Source organism: Nocardia caishijiensis NBRC 108228, assembly GCF_001612825.1.
Taxonomy (GTDB): domain Bacteria; phylum Actinomycetota; class Actinomycetes; order Mycobacteriales; family Mycobacteriaceae; genus Nocardia; species Nocardia caishijiensis.
Genome location: NZ_BDBE01000030.1, coordinates 229,777 through 245,946, shown reverse-complemented (window position 1 = coordinate 245,946; position 16,170 = coordinate 229,777). Strand labels below are relative to the sequence as shown.

The following is a 16,170-nucleotide window of genomic DNA, read 5'->3' as shown; positions in this document are numbered from 1 at the left end:
CCGCCCGTCACCGGGTCGAGATGACACGAGACGTGTCGAGCAGTCAGTTCTCGAGGGCTTGGATGCGCAGGACCGGGCGGGTGCGGGTGGTGCCTCGGCTGGGGCGGTCGGTCAGGTCGGCTGTCCAGGGGGTGGGGAGGGCTCGGCGCATCTGGGCGACGCTGCGCTGGCCGGGGGTGCTCGGGGTGCGGTTGGCGGTCATGGCCTCTTCCTTTCAGAGTGGGAATGAAGCGGGGCGACCGGGTCTGAGATGACTGTATGGGCGCGGTGTGCGCAGGTCATCGGTTGATGCGGGGATTGGGGGTGTTCTGGTGGGGAGTTAGGGGGACTAGGGGTTGAGGCCCGTCCAGGTCGAGGCGACCTGTGTCAGACGGCCCCGGCCCGCTGTTGTCCGCGCGGTCGTTCGTCGACGGCGGTGAAGGCCGCGGCGGCGAGGATCAGGACCGCCGAGGCGATCAGGGCCGCGTCGAGACCGTGGTGGAAGGCCACCTTGCCCGCGTCCATGACATCGCGGATGTAGGGCAGGTACTTGAACGGGTTGGCCCCCTCGGGCAGACGCCCGCGTTCCACGGCCTGCACGGCGTCGGGTTGCAGCGTGGTCGGCACCCCGAGCTCGCTCATCTTGGCTTTCAGGTCCGCGGACAGGAACGAGCTCACCACGGCACCGAGAATCGCCACCCCGAACGCGGAACCGACCTGCCGCATCGTATTCGTCACGGCCGCGGCCATTCCCGAGTGCTGCGGGGGCACGCCCGTCATCACCGCCGACGTCAACGGGACGACCGCGATTCCGAAGCCGATGCCCGCCACCGCCATGGCCGCCGCGATCGTCGGATCGTGCAGTGTTCCGCTCATCGCCTGCCGGGTGAGCAGAATGCCAGCGGCACCGACCACACAGCCCAGGATCATCGGCACCCGGGCGCCACGGCGCGACACCCAGTACCCGGCCGCCAGCGACCCGATCACGATGGTCCCGGCCATCGGTGCGAAGACCGCGGCCGTGCGCGCGGCCGAATACGACTGTGTCACTTGCAGATACATAGCGGTGAAGAAGAAGATCGAGAATATCCCGAAGTAGACGGCGAACGCGACGACCAGCGCGCTGCGCACCACGGGCATCCGCAGGTACTTCAGATCGAGCATCGGTGCGCGAGCACGGGTTTCGACGAAGACGAAGGCGACGAGCGCCACCACACCGAGCGCGAAGAAGCCGAGGACGAGCGGCGAGGTGTAGCCACGATCCTGGCCGACGGTCGCGGCGTAGATCACCGCGCCGAAGGCGGTGGCACCGAGCACGGCACCCGCCCAGTCGATGGGTTCGGGACTGGGGTCGGCACTCTCTGGCACCGACCACAGCGCCGCGACCAGCGCCACCGCGCCGATCACCAGGTTGAACCAGAAGATCGACCGCCAGCCGTACGCGTGCACGAGTACCCCACCGAGCACCGGCCCCGCGGCCAACGCCAGACCCGACACCGCCGCCCACACCCCGATCGCCTTCGCGCGGGCCCGGTCGTCGGGGAAGATGTGGCGCAGCACCGACAGCGTCCCCGGCTCCGACGCCGCCGCACCGAGACCCATGATGGCGCGCCCGGCGATGAGCATCCCGACGGTGCTCGCCATGGCCGACACCACCGACCCCGCACAGAAGATCACCAGACCGATGATCATCACCCGTTTGCGCCCGAACCGGTCACCGAGCGATCCACCGGCCAGCATCAGCCCGGCGAAGACGACCGTGTAGGAGTTGACCACCCACTGCAACAGCGTCACATCGGTACCGAGTTCGGTGCGGATCGCGCCGAGCGCGACACTCACCACCGTCGTATCGAGGAAGGTTACGAACACCACCGCGACGACCGCGGCCAACGCCGTCTTCGGCCGCGCGGCGCCTTTGCCCAACGTGATCACGGGCAAAGGTTACTGGCGATCGGGCGGGCGTGCCGACCCGCGCGCGACGCTCAGCGCACGCCGATGGGCGCCAGCGCACTCAACACAGGGTCGTAGGCCCAGTTCAGGATTCGGGTGGCGTCGTCGCGGGCGACCGCGCTGCTGGTGTCGGAACTGTGCAGCACCACTCCGATCAGGGGGATGCCCGCGCGCACCGTCTCGAACAGCAGGCAGTGCCCGGCGGCGTTGGTGTTGCCGGTCTTGAGGCCGATGGCACCGGGGTACTCGTGCAGCAGCTTGTTGGTTGTCTCCCAATGGTGTTCACGGTTGTCGTGGTCGGCGGGGACGTGGTGGTCACGGGCGGCGACGATCTCACGGAACGCGGGCAGCGCCATCGCGCGCACGCCGAGCGCGACGAGCGCGGCCGGGGTGGAGTGGGTGGAGTCGTCGGTGGGGTTGGGCAGGCCGCTCGGATCGGTGAACTGGGTGGCGCCGAGGCCCATGACGCGGGCGGTGTCGTTCATCCGGCCGAGGAAACCGGCCTGACCGGGACCGAACGACTCGGCGATGGCGTAGGCGGCGTCGCAGCCCGAGGGCAGCAGCAATGCGTAGAGGAGCTGGCGGGCGGTGAGCACCTCGCCCGCGGTGAGTCCGGCGGTGCTGCCGTTGTGCTGGGCGCAGTAGGCACCCGCCTCGGCGGGAACGGTGACAGGACGTTCCAGATCGCCGGTAGCGATCGCGACCACGGCGGTCATCACCTTCGCGATGCTGGCGATGGGGACGGGGGTGTGTGCCTCGCGCCCCCACACCACCGTGCCGGTGAATCCGTCGGCCAGCGCCGCGCCCGCGGCCTGCACGCCCTCGGGGCCGCCCGCCCACGGCCCCTCGGCACTGCCGGACGGTGCGGCGCCCGCGACGCCGTGACCAGCCGCGACGACCAGCGCCCCGGCCACAACTGTGTGCAACACCCTGGCAAATGTCGGCATCCGCACAGTCTGGCGCACAAATCCCGCGACCTGCGGGATTTCCGGCGTGGCGGTGTCTCTAGATCGCGGCGATCAGCCCGATCGCCACGGCGACGAAGACGGCGACGAGCACCAGCACCACGACCACCGCACCGACACCGGTGACCGGGAAATGGTGGCGAGTGCTCGGCTCCGGCGCCGAGAGACCGGAGGTCTGCGGTGCCTCCGGCGGGGTGGAACCGGGTGGAACACCACCGCCGGGTTCCAGGTCGGGGGTATTGCGCGGGTCGGGATCCATCGAGGTCATGGGGTCACCTGCCTTCCTGACACAGCGCACTTACCCGAGGTCGCCGTCCTCAATCGCGGCACCGAAGGCGGCGTTCAGAGTGGACGCGGCTCCGGATACGGCCAGCTGATGTCGCCGCCGGGAATCGTCAGCAGGAAGTCGGCACCCAGCGCGTTCGCCGGGGTGTGCGCGCCGTGCGGCGTGGGACGGGAATGCAGGGTGAGCGCCGCGTGCACCATCGATCGAGCGGTGAAGGCGTAGGTGTTGGAGACATCGACCGCCAGCGACAGCCCGGTGCCGTCGGCACGGCGGACACTGGCCCACCCGGTGCTACGAGTGGTGTCGCGGGTCGCCTGGTCGGGCACCGGGATGCGGTCGATCACCAGGTCGGCCACGACACGTCCGGGACCGGTCGCCGTGACGAACCGCAGCGGCGTGCTCAGCACCCGCACCACCGACGACAGCGGCACGGCGGTGAACGTGGCCACCTCGGTGAGCCCGTAGCCGTGCCCCGCGCTGCACACGTCCCCCAGCGGGGTGCTGGCGACCCGGACCGGCCGATCCCGACCCACATCGATCGTCCTGGTGCGGTGCGCGTGGGGCACGCTCACCAGCGCACCGCCGGAGCGCACGAGGTTGCCCCGGCCGATGCCGTCGACCGCGGTGCGCAGGGTGCCCCGGCTGAAACCGCCACGGCTGATCATCGCCACGTCGGCGCCGACCGCGTCGGGTACTTCGCCGACCAGGCGAGCGACCAGATGGTCGGTCGGCACGATGTCGAACCCGACGCCGGGGATCACGGTGACACCGGCCCGCACCGCGTCGTCGTGGCGGGCGTAGATCGCGGCGAAGACCTCGGTCTCGCCGGTCACGTCCAGGTAGTTGGTCCCGCTGGCCAGGCAGGCCGCCAGCATCGGCTCGTAGGTGCGGGCGAAAGGCCCGGCACAGTGCAGCACGGTGTCGACATCGGCGAGTTGCGCGGCGGCGTTCGCGGTGTCGGCGAGATCGAACGGACGGGCCGTCAGGCCGTGCCGTGCGGCGAGTTCACCGACCCGCTCGGCCGAACGGCCCGAGATCAGCGGCCGGAGTCCACGCGAGAGTGCTTCGGTGACAACGAGTTCACCGGTGTAGCCGTAGGCGCCGTAGATGAGCACGGTCGGCTCGCCGTTCAGGTGTGACATAGGGGAACACTAAGCGCTTGGTCAGGGTGTGGTCCAGTTCACCTCCGCGCGCTGTCAGGAAACCGGGAGCTGTCTCGTTCAGGGTGTACGCGAACCAGACAGGAGCGAATCATGAAGCACCGCATCGTTGTTCTCGGAGCCGGGTACGCCGGGGCCTTCTCCGCCGGTTTCCTCGCCCGTCAACTGCATACCGACGACGTCGAGATCACCGTCGTCAACGCCGAACCGGACTTCGTGGAGCGGTTGCGGCTGCACCAGCTCGCCGCCGGGCACGAGCTGCCGCATCGCCCGCTGACCGAAATCTTCGCTGGCACCGGTATCCGGCTGCGGGTGGCCAGGGTCGTCGAGCTCGACGTCGATCGTCGTCGGGTCACCCTCGACGACGGCGGTCGTCTCGGCTACGACACCCTGCTCTACGCGCTCGGCAGCACCGTCGCCGACCACGGTGTCCCCGGTGTCGCCGACCACACCTACAACGTGGCCGGACGTCCTTCGGCGCTGCGGCTGCGCGCCCGCCTCCGCGCACTTGGGTCGGACGGCGACGTGCTGGTGGTCGGCGGAAACCTCACCGCCATCGAGGCCGCGACCGAGATCGCCGAGGCCCACCCCGACCTGCGGGTCACCCTGGCGACCAGCGGGGAGGTCGGCGGTTGGCTCGGGCCGAAGGCGCGCAAGCACCTGCTGCGGGCCTTCGACCGGCTCGGCATCACCGTGCACGAGAACACGACGATCGAACGAGTCGAACCGAGCGCGGCGTGCGCGGCCGACGACACCGTCTTCGGCTCCGACGCGACCGTCTGGGCAGCGGGTTTCGCGGTGCACCCGATCGCGGCAGCCAGTGGCCTGGCGGTGCGACCGAACGGGCAGATCACCGCGGATCGCGAGCTGCGGTCGGTGTCGCACCCGAATGTTTTCGTCGCGGGCGACAGCGCGTTCGTCATCGGCGGCAACGGTCAGCCGCTACCGATGTCGTGCGCGTCGGCCGGGTTCACCGGGCAGCAGGCCACGGCCACGATCATCGGCGAACTCACCGGACGCCCGGTCAAGCGCACATCGCTGAGCTACGTCGGCAACCACGTGAGCCTCGGGCGCGCGGACGCGATCTTCCAGTTCGTCGACGGCGATGCCCGCGCCAAGCCGGGCGCACTGTGCGGCAGGCCCGCGGTATGGGTGAAGTCGGCCATCGTGGGGACCAGCGGCTGGGCGATCAGCCGCCCCACCTTCGGCCGACTCGACCACCACTACCGGACCCGCGCCGACGCGGGATCGCCCGGGGTCGTCGCCGCCTAGAGTCGTGCTCATGGACACCGCGACCGTCGCGCGTTTCGAGGCCAACCGCCACCGGTTGGCCTCGCTCGCGTACCGCCTGCTCGGGTCGGCCGCCGATGCCGAGGACACCGTGCAGGACGCCTTTCTGCGGTGGCAGGCGGTCGAGCGCGACCACGTCGAGGTGCCGGAGGCCTGGCTCACCAAGATCGTCACGAATCTGGCCATCGACCGTCTGCGTTCGGCGAAGGTGCGCCGGGAACGGGCGATCGGTGCCTGGATGCCCGAGCCGCTGCTCGACGGCGACCCCATGCTCGGGCCCGCCGACACCGCCGAGCAGCGTGAATCGGTGACGCTGGCGGTGCTCCTGCTGCTCGAACAGCTGACGCCGGTGGAACGCGCGGTATATGTACTGCGCGAAGCGTTTTCGTACGGTCATGCCGAGATCGCCGACATCCTCGGCATCAGCGAGTCGGCCAGCCAGCAGCACGCGCATCGTGCCCGCCGTCGGATCACCGCCGCCCGCAACGGGACCGGCACCGATCGCGCGGCGGCACGGCGCATCGTCGAGGCGTTCATCGCGGCCGCCTCGACGGGTCGAACCGAACAGCTCATCGCCCTGCTCACCGCCGACGCCACCGGCACCTCCGACGGTTTCGGTGGGACGGCCCGCAAGCTCGTGCGCTTCGCCGGTCCGTCGCGGCTGGCGATCGCGATGCGGGCGGGTTTCCGGCGGGACACGGTCAGTCGTCACCTCGACGGTCGCCTGCCCGATTTCCACGCCGCCCTGGTCAACGGCTGCCCGGCCATCGTCTTCACCCTCGACGAACGAGTCCTGAGCGTGGCGATCATGGAGATGCGCGACGACCGGATCGCGGGCGTGCGTGCCGTAGCCAACCCGGCGCGGTTGGCGCGTTTGGCCGAACAGTGGCAGCGCGGCGACCACGACAGCGTGCCCATCGAGGTGTGGTAGCGAGATAGTGATCCGCGTCACATCATGTCAGGATTCTCGCCCGTGCGGTGTCTTGTGCTCGAACCCGCTCGGAGCGAAGGAGACACCATGAACACCAACCACGTGGTCGTGATCGGCGGCGGATACGCCGGGTGATGGCGGCCAACCGACTCAGCTCACGTCGAGACGTGCGCGTCACCGTGGTCAACCCGCGCCCGGTCTTCGTGCCGAGGCTGCGCCTGCATCAGCTGGTCGGCGGCACCCACGACGCGATCGTCGATTACCGCGACGTACTGGCCGACGGTGTCTCGCTCCTGGTCGACAGCGTCACCGCGATCGACCCGTACTCCCGGCGCGTTACGCGGGCCGATGGCCCCGACCTCGACTACGACCACCTCGTCTACGCGGCCGGTAGCGGCGCCCCCGAACCGCAGGTGCGCGGTGCCGCCGAATTCGCCTATCCCGTGGCCACTTTGGAATCGGCGCAGCGGTTGCGCTCGGTCCTGTTCGACCGGGCGATGTCTGCTCCGGTGACCGTGGTCGGCGGCGGACCCACCGGCATCGAAACCGCGACCGAACTCGCCGAACAGGGACGTTCGGTCACCCTGGTCTGCGGCGGTGTCCTCGGCCCCTACCTGCACCCCCGGGCCCGCCGCACCGCGCGCAAGTACCTGACGAAGCTGGGCGTCGGCCTTCTCGAGGGCCCCGAGTCCAAGGTCGCCGAGGTGACGAAGACGTCGGTGCGCCTGGCGGTCGGCGCCGGCTTGCCCAGCGAGATCACCATCTGGGCAGCGGGTTTCGGAGTTCCGGACCTGGCGGCGCGCAGCGGACTGCGCACCGATGCCGCCGGGCGCCTGCTCACCGACGAGACACTGACCAGCGTGGACGACGATCGCATCGTCGCTGCGGGCGACTCCTGCGCGCCCTCGGACCTGCCGTTGCGCATGAGCGCCTACGTCGCGGGTTGCCTCGGCGCCCACGCCGCCGACACCATCGCGCATCGCCTCGACGGTACCGACCCCACGCCCATCGACCTGGCCTTCCAGGCCATGTGCATCAGCTTCGGCCGCCGCGCCGGGATCTTCCAGCTCGGCCACAAGGACGACACCGCGATGCGCCTGTACTTCCCCGGCCCGGCCGGTCGCGCGCTCGAGGAGTTCTCGTGCGAAGCCAGTGTGAAGCACCTGGTCACCGAGGCACACAAGCCCGGTTCGCACTCGTGGCCGAAAGACGGCAAGCACCGGCCACAGGTGCTGCGCGAGCGCCGTGCCGCCGCGACCACCGCCTGAGTCACGACCGGAGAACCATACGATGAGCACTCCCGTCGACGCGACCGAAACCTTTGTGCGGCACCGCAATCTGCTGTTCACCGTGGCCTACGAGATGCTCGGCTCGGCCGCCGACGCAGAGGACGTGCTGCAGGAGACGTGGTTGCGGTGGGTGAGGGCCGACCTGGACCAGGTGGACGACCGGCGCGCGTATCTGGTGCGGATCACCACCCGCCAGGCACTGAACCGGTTGCGCTCGCTCGAGCGCCGACGGGAATCCTATGTCGGCTCGTGGCTGCCCGAACCGCTGCTCACCGCACCGGATGTGGCCGCCGACGTCGAACTCGCCGACAGCGTGTCGATGGGCTTGATGCTGGTACTCGAGACGCTGAGCCCGACCGAACGCGCGGTCTTCGTGCTGAGGGAGGCCTTCGGCATCAGCTACGCCGAGATCGCGGCGGCGGTCGACAAGTCACCCGCCGCCGTGCATCAGATCGCCAGTCGCGCCCGCAGACACGTCCAGGAACGCAGACCGAGGCGCACCGTGAGCGCCCAGCAGGCCGAGGCGACGATCGACGCGTTCCGGCGGGCCCTGGAAACCCGTGACCTGCGGGGATTGCTCGCCGTCCTCGCGCCCGATGTCGTCGCCGTCAGCGACGGTGGCGGGATCGAACAGGCCAACCCACGCCCGGTGCTCGGCGCCGACAAGGTGTCGCGCTTCATCGTCGGCGGGCTCACCAGACACGCCGCCACCATGACCGTCGAACCGGCGTTGGTCAACGGTGGACCCGGCCTCGCGGTGTTCATCGACGGGAAGCGCGACGGCGTGCTCACCCTTCGCGTCGAGGACGACCGGATCACCGGCATCTACTACCTGCGCAACCCGCAGAAGCTCACCCACATCGACACGACGATCCCACTCACCCTCCGATGAGGCGCCGGAGGGGCCCGCACCCATCCACGTCTGCCCCGCCCACGAATAGTGTGCAGGCGGGCCGGCACCGAACTACCCGCACCACCCACTCCCTGGAGCCGGTCCGCCTGTTTTCCGGCACCCGCACGTGCGCTACGGCAGGATCGAATCGACGTAGCCGCCGTCGACGCGCAGGGCTCCGCCGGTCGTGGCCGATGCCAGCGGCGAACTCAGATAGACGACCATGTTCGCGATCTCCGACGGTTCGATCAGCCGCTGGATCAGCGACTGCGGGCGATGCACGCGCATGAACTCACGCTGCGCCTGCTCCCACGGCAACGACCGGTCGACCAGCTGGTACACGAACTCCTCCACGCCGCCGGTGTGCGTCGGCCCGGCGATCACCGAGTTCACCGTGACCCCGGTTCCCGCGGCGTCCTTGGCGAAGCCACGGGTCACGGCGAGCAGTGCGGTCTTCGACACGCCGTAATGGATCATCTCGGCGGGCGTGACCACCGCGGAATCGCTGGCGATCTGCAGGGCGCGCCCCCACCCGCGCTCGATCATCCCCGGCAGAAAGGCCCGGATCAGCCGCACCGCGGACAACACGTTCACCTCGAAGAACGACCGCCACTGGGCGTCGGTGATCTCGCGTGCGGGCACCGCTTCGAAGATGCCGAGGTTGTTGACGAGAACGTCCACATCGGGCACGTCACGCAACAAGCGGGCGACCCCGTCGTCGGTGGTGACATCGGCCGCCACACCGACCGCGTCCGCACCGGTGCCGCGAATCTCGGCGACCGCCGCGTCCACCCGGTCGGCGGAGCGCCCGTTGACCACCACCCGCGCGCCCGCGTCGGCCAGCCCCTGGGCGATGGCGGCCCCGATGCCCTGGGTGGAGCCGGTGACCAACGCCGTCTTCCCGGTCAGATCGATCCGCACTCGCACCACTCCCTCACACGGTCCGGCGCCAGCCGGACTCCGACAAGACAGAACGCCCGGCCCACCCTATCCCCGATCTCGGCGGGCGGCGGGGAAGGTCGTTTCGTGGTCAGTCGACCGGAGCAGCGATTCCCGGTCGCGGGCAAGCTACGTCGCGACGGTGTTCACGGTCGCAGGGTGCTCGCCCAGGACGCCAGCGCGGTGAAGTCCTCCTCGACCAGACCGGCCGCCGGGTGCACGAATCGCAGCAGGGTCGGCGTGGCGTGCCAGGCTGCGACGAAGCGGCGGTCCGGTGTCGTGATGTCGTCGTCGACCCAGGCGAACGGTCGGCCCGCCGCGTGTTCGACCAGTTCGGCGGTTTTCCAGAAGGTCCCCTCGGGCCCGGTGCATCCGGGCGATCTCCACTCGACCACCGGCAACTCGGGCAGACCGAGCACCGGGGCGATGTGGGTGTTCGCGTCGTGTTCCCACGTTGTCGCCCACCACAATTCGAAGTGGGCGGACAGCTCCACGAGCATGCGGCCGTGCGACGGGTTCAACCACACACGTAACGGTTTCACCCGCCGCACGGGGATGTCGCGGTGGCGTGCGATCCACGACGGCGGCAGCATGCGGTGCGTCTCGTATCCGCGCGGACGACGTTCCGGTTTCGCGTGGTACGGGTTGAGTGGCCCGTCCACATCGAGGTAGAGCAGCGGACGATCGGCCATCTCCCCCGTCCTCACCCCGTTGTCGAGCGTGAATGCTCTTGCCCGACAGTCTATCTGCTGTGCTCGGTGGACGGCGGTCCGTCCACGCCGTCGGCGCGGGATCTCAGACGGGCAGGTCGACGAGTTCGGCGAGGCGGGCGCGGTGGGTGCCCGCCGTGCCGAAAGCGATCTGATCGGCCTTGGCCCGTTTGAGGTACAGGTGGGCGGGGTGTTCCCAGGTCATGCCCATACCGCCGTGGAGCTGCACCGCTTCCTCCGCCGCGAGGACGGCCAGGTCGCCGCAGTAGGCCTGCGCGACGCCTGCCGCGACAGCGGTGTCGGGGTCGGCCGCGGCCAGGGTCGCCGCGGCGTAGCGTGCGGTGGCCGTCGCCGACTCGACGCCGGTGTAGAGGTCGGCGAGGCGGTGCTTGATCGCCTGGAAGCCGCCGACCACCCGACCGAACTGGCGACGTTCCTTCAGATAGGCCACGGTTTCCTCGAGGCACCAGCGCGCCAGCCCACACTGTTCCGACGCCAGCAACGCGGTGCCCGCGAGCAGGGCGGCGCGCACGGCGCTCACACCGTCGGTGACGACGGGTGGCCCCGTGAAGTCATCGAAGGTGATGTCCGCCAGCTGACGGGTCATGTCCAGCGACACCACCGGGGTGATCCGCGCGTCGGCGGCCGCAACAGCGTGCAACGCGAGGCCTTCCGGCCCGGAGACGGGTACCAGCAGGAGATCTGCCTCGAGCGCACCCGCGACGCTGGTGACGGTGCCACCGTCGGCGACGGCCGCGACCGGCGCGTGCGCGGCCGTCGAGAACGGAACGGCCAGCGCCGCGGTCCGCTCCCCCGCGGCGAGCTCACCGAGCAGCGACGCGTCCGCACCGAGCAACGCGGTGGTGGCCACCACCGAGCTGGTGAGGAACGGCACCGGCGCGACGAAACGACCGAGCTCCTCTAGCACCACCGCCGCCTCGCGCGCCGACGCCCCCGCACCGCCGTGCTCCTCGGGAACGAGCAGACCCGCGAGACCGAGGTCTACGGCGATGTTCTTCCACAGCCCCGCGACCAGCGACCGGTCCCCGTCGTAGAGCGCGGTCACCGACGTCGGGTCACCGTGTGCGCTCAGCAGCGCACGCACGGTGGCGCGCAGGTCGTCCTCGACCTCGGTGTAGACCAGATTCAGCTCGGTCATCGGGCGACGTCCTTCCAGGGGCGGTCTTTGTCGGTCCGCGCCTCGGCGGGCAGTCCGAGAATGCGTTCGGCGACGATGTTGCGCAGGATCTCCGAGGTACCGCCCTCGATGGAATTGCCCTTCGCCCGCAGGTAGCGGTACCCGGCGTCGCGCCCGGTGAAGTCCACGTGATCGGGGCGGACCATGGTCCAGTCCGCATAGCGGAGTCCCCGCTCACCGAGCATCTCCACCTCCAGACCGGACAGCTGCTGAGCCACCCGCGCGAAGATCAGCTTCATCGCCGACCCTTCGGGGCCGGGCATGCCCTTGGCCAGCTTCTGCCGCAAGCGCATACCGGTCTGTCTGGCGACCTCGGCCTCGACCCACAGCCGCAGCAACCGATCGTGCAACTCGGGGGTGCGCAGCTCGGGTTCGTCGCGCCAGGTCCGGCTCACCACTCCGATCATCCCGGCTTCCCTGGCGGTGTCCTTGCCGCCGATGGCGACGCGCTCGGTGTTGAGTGTGGTGTTGGCGACCCGCCATCCGTCGCCCTCGCCGCTGACTCGCTGGGTGTCGGGCACCCGTGCCTCGGTGAGGAACACCTCGTTGAACTCGGCCTCACCGGTGATCTGGCGCAGCGGGCGCACCTCGACGCCGGGCTGGGTGACATCGATGAGGAAGAACGTCAGCCCGCGATGCTTGGGTATACCGGGATCGGTGCGCGCCAGCAGGATCGCGAAGTGCGCCAGGTGTGCGCTCGAGGTCCAGACCTTCTGCCCGTCGACCACCCACTCGTCACCGTCGCGGACCGCGCGGGTGCCCACGTTCGCCAGATCGGATCCCGCGCCGGGCTCGCTGAACAGCTGGCACCAGATCTCCTCGCCCGTCCACAGCGGACGCAGGAACCGGCGCTGCTGTTCCTCGGTGCCGCACGCGAGGATCGTCGGCGCGGCCATCCCGAGACCGATGGTGTTGGCACCCGGGTTGTTGTCGGGCGCACCGGCTTCGGCGAACAGCCGATCGACCTCACCCTGCCATTCCCTCGGCAGCCCGAGGCCACCGAGGCCCACCGGGTAGTACACCCAGGCCAGACCGGCGTCGAAGCGGGCACGCAGGAATTCCCGGCGGTCGGTTGTCGCCGGATCGGTGACGGCGAGAAACTCCGCGACGGCCCGGTGCAGTTCCTCGCGCGTCATCGGGCCTCCCGCTGCCTGCGCAGCTCGCTCTTGGCCAGAGCGTTCTTGTGCACCTCGTCGGGTCCGTCGGCGAAGCGCAGTGTGCGGATGCCCGCGTACGCGGCGGCGAGGGGAAAGTCCTGCGACAGGCCGCCCGCGCCGTGTACCTGGATCGCCTTGTCCAGAATCCACTGGACCGCGGCCGGGGTGGCGATCTTGATGGCTTGGATCTCGGTGTGCGCGCCCTTGTTTCCGACGGTGTCCATCAGCCACGCGGTCTTGAGGACGAGCAACCGCAACTGCTCGATCCGCACGCGCGACTCGGCGATCCAGTCCCGGATCACCCCCTGGTCGGCGAGTGGCCTGCCGAACGCCACCCGGTCGTCCGCTCGCGCGCACATCAGTTCCACGGCACGTTCGGCCAGACCGATGGAGCGCATGCAGTGGTGGATGCGGCCCGGCCCGAGCCGCGCCTGGGCGATGGCGAAACCGGCGCCCTCGATGCCGATCAGGTTCGAGGCGGGCACCCGGGCATCGGTGAACGTCATCTCCGCGTGGCCGCCGTGGTCGTGGTCGTCGTAGCCGAAAACCTCCATGCCGCGATGGATCTCGACCCCGGCAGTGTCGCGGGGGACCAGGATCATCGATTGCTGACGGTGCCTGTCGGCCGACGGATCGGTCTTGCCCATCACGATGAAGATCTCGGCATTGGGGTTCATCGCCCCGGTGATCCACCATTTGCGCCCGTTGAGAACGTAGTCGTCACCGTCGCGTTCGATACGGGTGGCGATATTGGTGGCATCCGAGGACGCCACCTCCGGTTCGGTCATGGCGAAGGCCGAACGGATGGTGCCGTCGAGCAGCGGTTCGAGCCACTGCTTGCGCTGCTGCTCGGTGCCGAACTGGACGAGCACCTCCATGTTGCCGGTGTCGGGTGCGGCACAGTTGAGCACGGCGGGGGCCAGTGCCGCACTGCGCCCGGTGATCTCGGCCAGCGGCGCGTACTGCAGGTTGGTGAGTCCGGCACCGTGTTCGCCAGGAAGGAAAAGATTCCACAGCCCACGCTCGCGTGCTTCGGCGCGCAGTTCGGCCAGCACGGGAACCGAGTCCCACGCCCAGCGATCGTCCAGTCGCTCGACCTGGGTGCGGAACACCGATTCGGCGGGATAGATGTGGCTGTCCATGAAGTCGAGCAACGTGGCGCGCAGTTCTTCGGTGCGCGCGTCGTAGGCGAAGTCCATCAGGGATGCTCCTTCAGTGCGGTGAGGCCGGTTTCCAGCAGCGGCTCGATGGCCGAACCGATGACATCGAAGCCCGCACCGACAGTCTGGCCCCGCAGGTAGCGGTAGTGGATGCCTTCCAGGATCGCGGCGAGTTTGTAGGCGGCCAGCCCGAGATAGAAGCCGAAACGCGACATGTCGCGCTCACTGCGGGCGGTGTAGCGGGCGATGATCTCGCCTTCGGTGAGGAAACCGGGTGCCTGTGTCGCGTCGGCCACGGCGACCTGGCCGTTCGGCAGGTCGGCGAGGCGGCTGTAGACGATCATCAGGGCCAGATCGGTGAGCGGGTCACCGAGGGTGGCCATCTCCCAGTCGATGACGGCCGCGAGCCGGTCACCGCCGTCGACGAGGACATTGTCGAGCCGGTAGTCGCCGTGCACGATGCCCGCCGCCGATTCCGCGGGGACGTCGGCGGCCAGTCGCGCGTGCAGTTCGGTGGCCAGCGGCAGGTCACGGGTGTGGGAGGCGTCGAGTTGCTGCTTCCATCGGCGAACCTGGCGTTCGAGGAACCCCGTGGGCCTGCCGAAGTCGGCGAGCCCGACGGCGGCCGGGTCGACGGCGTGCAGGTCGGCAAGAGTTTCGACCAGCGCGGACGAAATGCGCTGTGTCCGTTCGGGTCCCAGCTCGGCGAGCTCCGCCGCTGCCCGATAGGGGGTGCCGTCGACACGCTCCATGACGTAGAAGGGAGCGCCGAGGACCTCGGTGTCCGCACACAGGCCGTACATGGTCGGCACAGGTACGGCGGTCGGCGCGAGGGCGGCCATCACCCGGTACTCGCGGGCCATGTCGTGTGCGGTGGCCAGCACGTGCCCGAGCGGTGGGCGCCGCACGATCCACGACGACGCGCCGTCGGTCACCGTGTAGGTGAGGTTGGATTTGCCACCGGCGATGAAGGTGGCGTCGAGGTCGGTGCCGACGCCGGGCACGGCGGCCCGCAACCAGGGCCCGAACCGGTCGAGATCCAGACCGGGCAGGGTCATCGCGCGACCGCCAGGGTCACCGTCTCGACCACACACACCGGCTTCTCGCCGCCCTCACGCTCGATGACGACGGTGTTGGTGATCAGGTGTCCGCCGCCACCCGGTGCGACCGACCGCACCTCGACACCCGCGCGCAGCCTCGACCCGACGGGCACCGGCGCCGGGAACCGCACCTTGTTGGCGCCGTAGTTCACCGCCATCGCCAGGCCCTCGATCCGGTACACCTGGGCGACGAGCGCGGGGACGAGCGACAACGTCAGGTAGCCGTGGGCGATCGTCGTTCCGAACGGGCCGTCGGCGGCGCGGTCGGGGTCGACGTGGATCCACTGGTGGTCACCGGTCGCGTCGGCGAAGGTATCGATCTGCTCCTGGGTCACCGTGTGCCACCCCGAATAGCCGAGGTGGGTTCCGACGGCCGCTTCCAGTTCGGCGATTCCCTCGAATGTCCTCATGCCTTCGGCCCACCCGCCACGTACAGCACCTGACCGGACACGAAGCCCGCCGCCTCACTGGCGAAGAACGACACCGCGTGCGCGATGTCGTCCGGCACACCGGTCCGTGCGACCGGAATCTGTGCCGCCACACCGGCTTTGAAATCCTCGAACGACACCCCGAGCCGTTCGGCGGTGGCCGCGGTCATCTCGGTCTCGATGAAGCCGGGGGCGATGGCGTTCGCGGTGACCCCGAACTTGCCCAGCTCCAACGCGAGAGTCTTGGTGAAACCCTGCACGCCCGCCTTCGCGGCCGAGTAGTTGGCCTGGCCGCGGTTGCCGAGCGCCGAGGTGCTCGACAGGTTGACGACGCGGCCGAACTTCGCCTCGGTCATATGCTTCTGGACGGCGCGGGTCATCAGGAACGCCCCACGCAGGTGCACGTTCATGACCGTGTCCCAGTCGTCGGTGCTCATCCGGAAGAGCATGTTGTCGCGGATCACACCGGCGTTGTTGACCAGCACGGTCGGCGCGCCGAGCGCGGCGACGATCCGCTCGACGGCCACCGTCACGGCGTCCTCGTCGGCCACGTTCGCCCCGACCGCCACCGCCCGCCCTCCGGCCGCTTCGATGTCGGCGACGACCGGCTTACAGGCGTCCTCGTCGAGATCGAGGACGGCCACCGCCATCCCGTCGGCGGCGAGCCTCTTCGCCACGGCGGCACCGATCCCTCTGGCGGCACCGGTGACGACGGCAGTTCTCGTGGTGTTCATGG

Annotated in this window: 16 protein-coding genes and 1 pseudogene; 4 read left to right on the top strand and 13 right to left on the bottom strand. The window is 69.6% G+C overall.

What is annotated here, in order from left to right; all coding sequences use genetic code 11:
• Positions 1-43: 43 nt before the first annotated feature.
• The 5 genes from NC7_RS29150 to NC7_RS14370 form a co-directional block, all read right to left on the bottom strand.
• Positions 44-202, bottom strand: coding sequence for a hypothetical protein (locus tag NC7_RS29150; protein ID WP_157102004.1), 159 nt, complete (start codon positions 200-202; stop codon positions 44-46).
• A 164-nt stretch (positions 203-366) separates the two neighbouring features.
• Positions 367-1,911, bottom strand: a complete 1,545-nt coding sequence (locus tag NC7_RS14385) for an MFS transporter (RefSeq protein ID WP_236573446.1) — start codon at positions 1,909-1,911, stop codon at positions 367-369.
• A 50-nt stretch (positions 1,912-1,961) separates the two neighbouring features.
• Positions 1,962-2,858, bottom strand: coding sequence for a D-alanyl-D-alanine carboxypeptidase family protein (locus NC7_RS14380; protein WP_084458485.1), 897 nt, complete (start codon positions 2,856-2,858; stop codon positions 1,962-1,964).
• Positions 2,859-2,934: 76 nt separating this feature from the next.
• A complete protein-coding gene (locus NC7_RS14375) occupies positions 2,935-3,162 on the bottom strand; it encodes a DUF6480 family protein (RefSeq protein WP_067983201.1) in 228 nt (75 codons plus the stop codon).
• A gap of 74 nt (positions 3,163-3,236) precedes the next feature.
• Positions 3,237-4,322: a saccharopine dehydrogenase family protein gene (locus NC7_RS14370; RefSeq protein WP_067983199.1), complete on the bottom strand. Its 1,086-nt coding sequence runs from the start codon at positions 4,320-4,322 to the stop codon at positions 3,237-3,239.
• A 111-nt stretch (positions 4,323-4,433) separates the two neighbouring features.
• On the opposite strand from NC7_RS14370, the gene NC7_RS14365 reads away from it, so the two are divergent.
• From NC7_RS14365 to NC7_RS14350, 4 genes and pseudogenes are all read left to right on the top strand, one after another.
• Positions 4,434-5,612: an NAD(P)/FAD-dependent oxidoreductase gene (locus tag NC7_RS14365; RefSeq protein ID WP_067983197.1), complete on the top strand. Its 1,179-nt coding sequence runs from the start codon at positions 4,434-4,436 to the stop codon at positions 5,610-5,612.
• 10 nt (positions 5,613-5,622) lie between these two features.
• The gene (locus NC7_RS14360) at positions 5,623-6,561 is read left to right on the top strand and encodes a sigma-70 family RNA polymerase sigma factor (RefSeq protein WP_067983195.1); all 939 of its coding nucleotides are present in this window, start codon (positions 5,623-5,625) and stop codon (positions 6,559-6,561) included.
• Positions 6,562-6,648: 87 nt separating this feature from the next.
• Positions 6,649-7,829, top strand: a pseudogene (locus NC7_RS14355) (NAD(P)/FAD-dependent oxidoreductase).
• 22 nt (positions 7,830-7,851) lie between these two features.
• Positions 7,852-8,742, top strand: a complete 891-nt coding sequence (locus NC7_RS14350; RefSeq protein WP_067983192.1) for an RNA polymerase sigma-70 factor — start codon at positions 7,852-7,854, stop codon at positions 8,740-8,742.
• A gap of 132 nt (positions 8,743-8,874) precedes the next feature.
• Here NC7_RS14350 and NC7_RS14345 read toward each other — a convergent pair whose 3' ends face one another.
• From NC7_RS14345 to fabG, 8 genes are all read right to left on the bottom strand, one after another.
• Positions 8,875-9,663 carry an SDR family NAD(P)-dependent oxidoreductase gene (locus NC7_RS14345; protein ID WP_067983720.1) on the bottom strand — a complete coding sequence of 263 codons (789 nt, stop codon included), beginning with the start codon at positions 9,661-9,663 and terminating at the stop codon, positions 8,875-8,877.
• Positions 9,664-9,827: 164 nt separating this feature from the next.
• A complete protein-coding gene (locus tag NC7_RS14340; RefSeq protein WP_067983190.1) occupies positions 9,828-10,373 on the bottom strand; it encodes an HAD domain-containing protein in 546 nt (181 codons plus the stop codon).
• A gap of 103 nt (positions 10,374-10,476) precedes the next feature.
• Entirely contained in the window at positions 10,477-11,550 is a 1,074-nt protein-coding gene (locus NC7_RS14335) for an acyl-CoA dehydrogenase family protein (RefSeq protein ID WP_067983188.1), read from the bottom strand.
• Positions 11,547-12,725, bottom strand: coding sequence for an acyl-CoA dehydrogenase family protein (locus NC7_RS14330; RefSeq protein ID WP_067983187.1), 1,179 nt, complete (start codon positions 12,723-12,725; stop codon positions 11,547-11,549). The genes NC7_RS14335 and NC7_RS14330 overlap by 4 nt, the downstream gene beginning before the upstream one ends.
• On the bottom strand, positions 12,722-13,945 hold the full coding sequence (locus tag NC7_RS14325) for an acyl-CoA dehydrogenase family protein (RefSeq protein ID WP_067983186.1): 1,224 nt from the start codon (positions 13,943-13,945) through the stop codon (positions 12,722-12,724). The genes NC7_RS14330 and NC7_RS14325 overlap by 4 nt, the downstream gene beginning before the upstream one ends.
• Entirely contained in the window at positions 13,945-14,964 is a 1,020-nt protein-coding gene (locus tag NC7_RS14320; protein ID WP_067983184.1) for a phosphotransferase family protein, read from the bottom strand. The genes NC7_RS14325 and NC7_RS14320 overlap by 1 nt, the downstream gene beginning before the upstream one ends.
• Positions 14,961-15,416: a MaoC family dehydratase gene (locus NC7_RS14315; protein WP_067983182.1), complete on the bottom strand. Its 456-nt coding sequence runs from the start codon at positions 15,414-15,416 to the stop codon at positions 14,961-14,963. The genes NC7_RS14320 and NC7_RS14315 overlap by 4 nt, the downstream gene beginning before the upstream one ends.
• Positions 15,413-16,168 carry a 3-oxoacyl-ACP reductase FabG gene (gene fabG / locus NC7_RS14310; RefSeq protein WP_067983181.1) on the bottom strand — a complete coding sequence of 252 codons (756 nt, stop codon included), beginning with the start codon at positions 16,166-16,168 and terminating at the stop codon, positions 15,413-15,415. Before fabG ends, NC7_RS14315 begins: the two co-directional genes overlap by 4 nt.
• Positions 16,169-16,170: the final 2 nt, after the last annotated feature.

What these genes read in the sequence shown, in the direction of transcription:
- NC7_RS29150 (WP_157102004.1), bottom strand. Translation starts at nt 202, where the DNA reads ATGACCGCCAACCGCACCCCGAGCACCCCCGGCCAGCGCAGCGTCGCC.
- NC7_RS14375 (WP_067983201.1), bottom strand. Translation starts at nt 3,162, where the DNA reads ATGACCTCGATGGATCCCGACCCGCGCAATACCCCCGACCTGGAACCC.
- NC7_RS14370 (WP_067983199.1), bottom strand. Translation starts at nt 4,322, where the DNA reads ATGTCACACCTGAACGGCGAGCCGACCGTGCTCATCTACGGCGCCTAC.
- NC7_RS14365 (WP_067983197.1), top strand. Translation starts at nt 4,434, where the DNA reads ATGAAGCACCGCATCGTTGTTCTCGGAGCCGGGTACGCCGGGGCCTTC.
- NC7_RS14360 (WP_067983195.1), top strand. Translation starts at nt 5,623, where the DNA reads ATGGACACCGCGACCGTCGCGCGTTTCGAGGCCAACCGCCACCGGTTG.
- NC7_RS14350 (WP_067983192.1), top strand. Translation starts at nt 7,852, where the DNA reads ATGAGCACTCCCGTCGACGCGACCGAAACCTTTGTGCGGCACCGCAAT.
- NC7_RS14340 (WP_067983190.1), bottom strand. Translation starts at nt 10,373, where the DNA reads ATGGCCGATCGTCCGCTGCTCTACCTCGATGTGGACGGGCCACTCAAC.
- NC7_RS14335 (WP_067983188.1), bottom strand. Translation starts at nt 11,550, where the DNA reads ATGACCGAGCTGAATCTGGTCTACACCGAGGTCGAGGACGACCTGCGC.
- NC7_RS14330 (WP_067983187.1), bottom strand. Translation starts at nt 12,725, where the DNA reads ATGACGCGCGAGGAACTGCACCGGGCCGTCGCGGAGTTTCTCGCCGTC.
- NC7_RS14325 (WP_067983186.1), bottom strand. Translation starts at nt 13,945, where the DNA reads ATGGACTTCGCCTACGACGCGCGCACCGAAGAACTGCGCGCCACGTTG.
- NC7_RS14320 (WP_067983184.1), bottom strand. Translation starts at nt 14,964, where the DNA reads ATGACCCTGCCCGGTCTGGATCTCGACCGGTTCGGGCCCTGGTTGCGG.
- NC7_RS14315 (WP_067983182.1), bottom strand. Translation starts at nt 15,416, where the DNA reads ATGAGGACATTCGAGGGAATCGCCGAACTGGAAGCGGCCGTCGGAACC.
- fabG (WP_067983181.1), bottom strand. Translation starts at nt 16,168, where the DNA reads ATGAACACCACGAGAACTGCCGTCGTCACCGGTGCCGCCAGAGGGATC.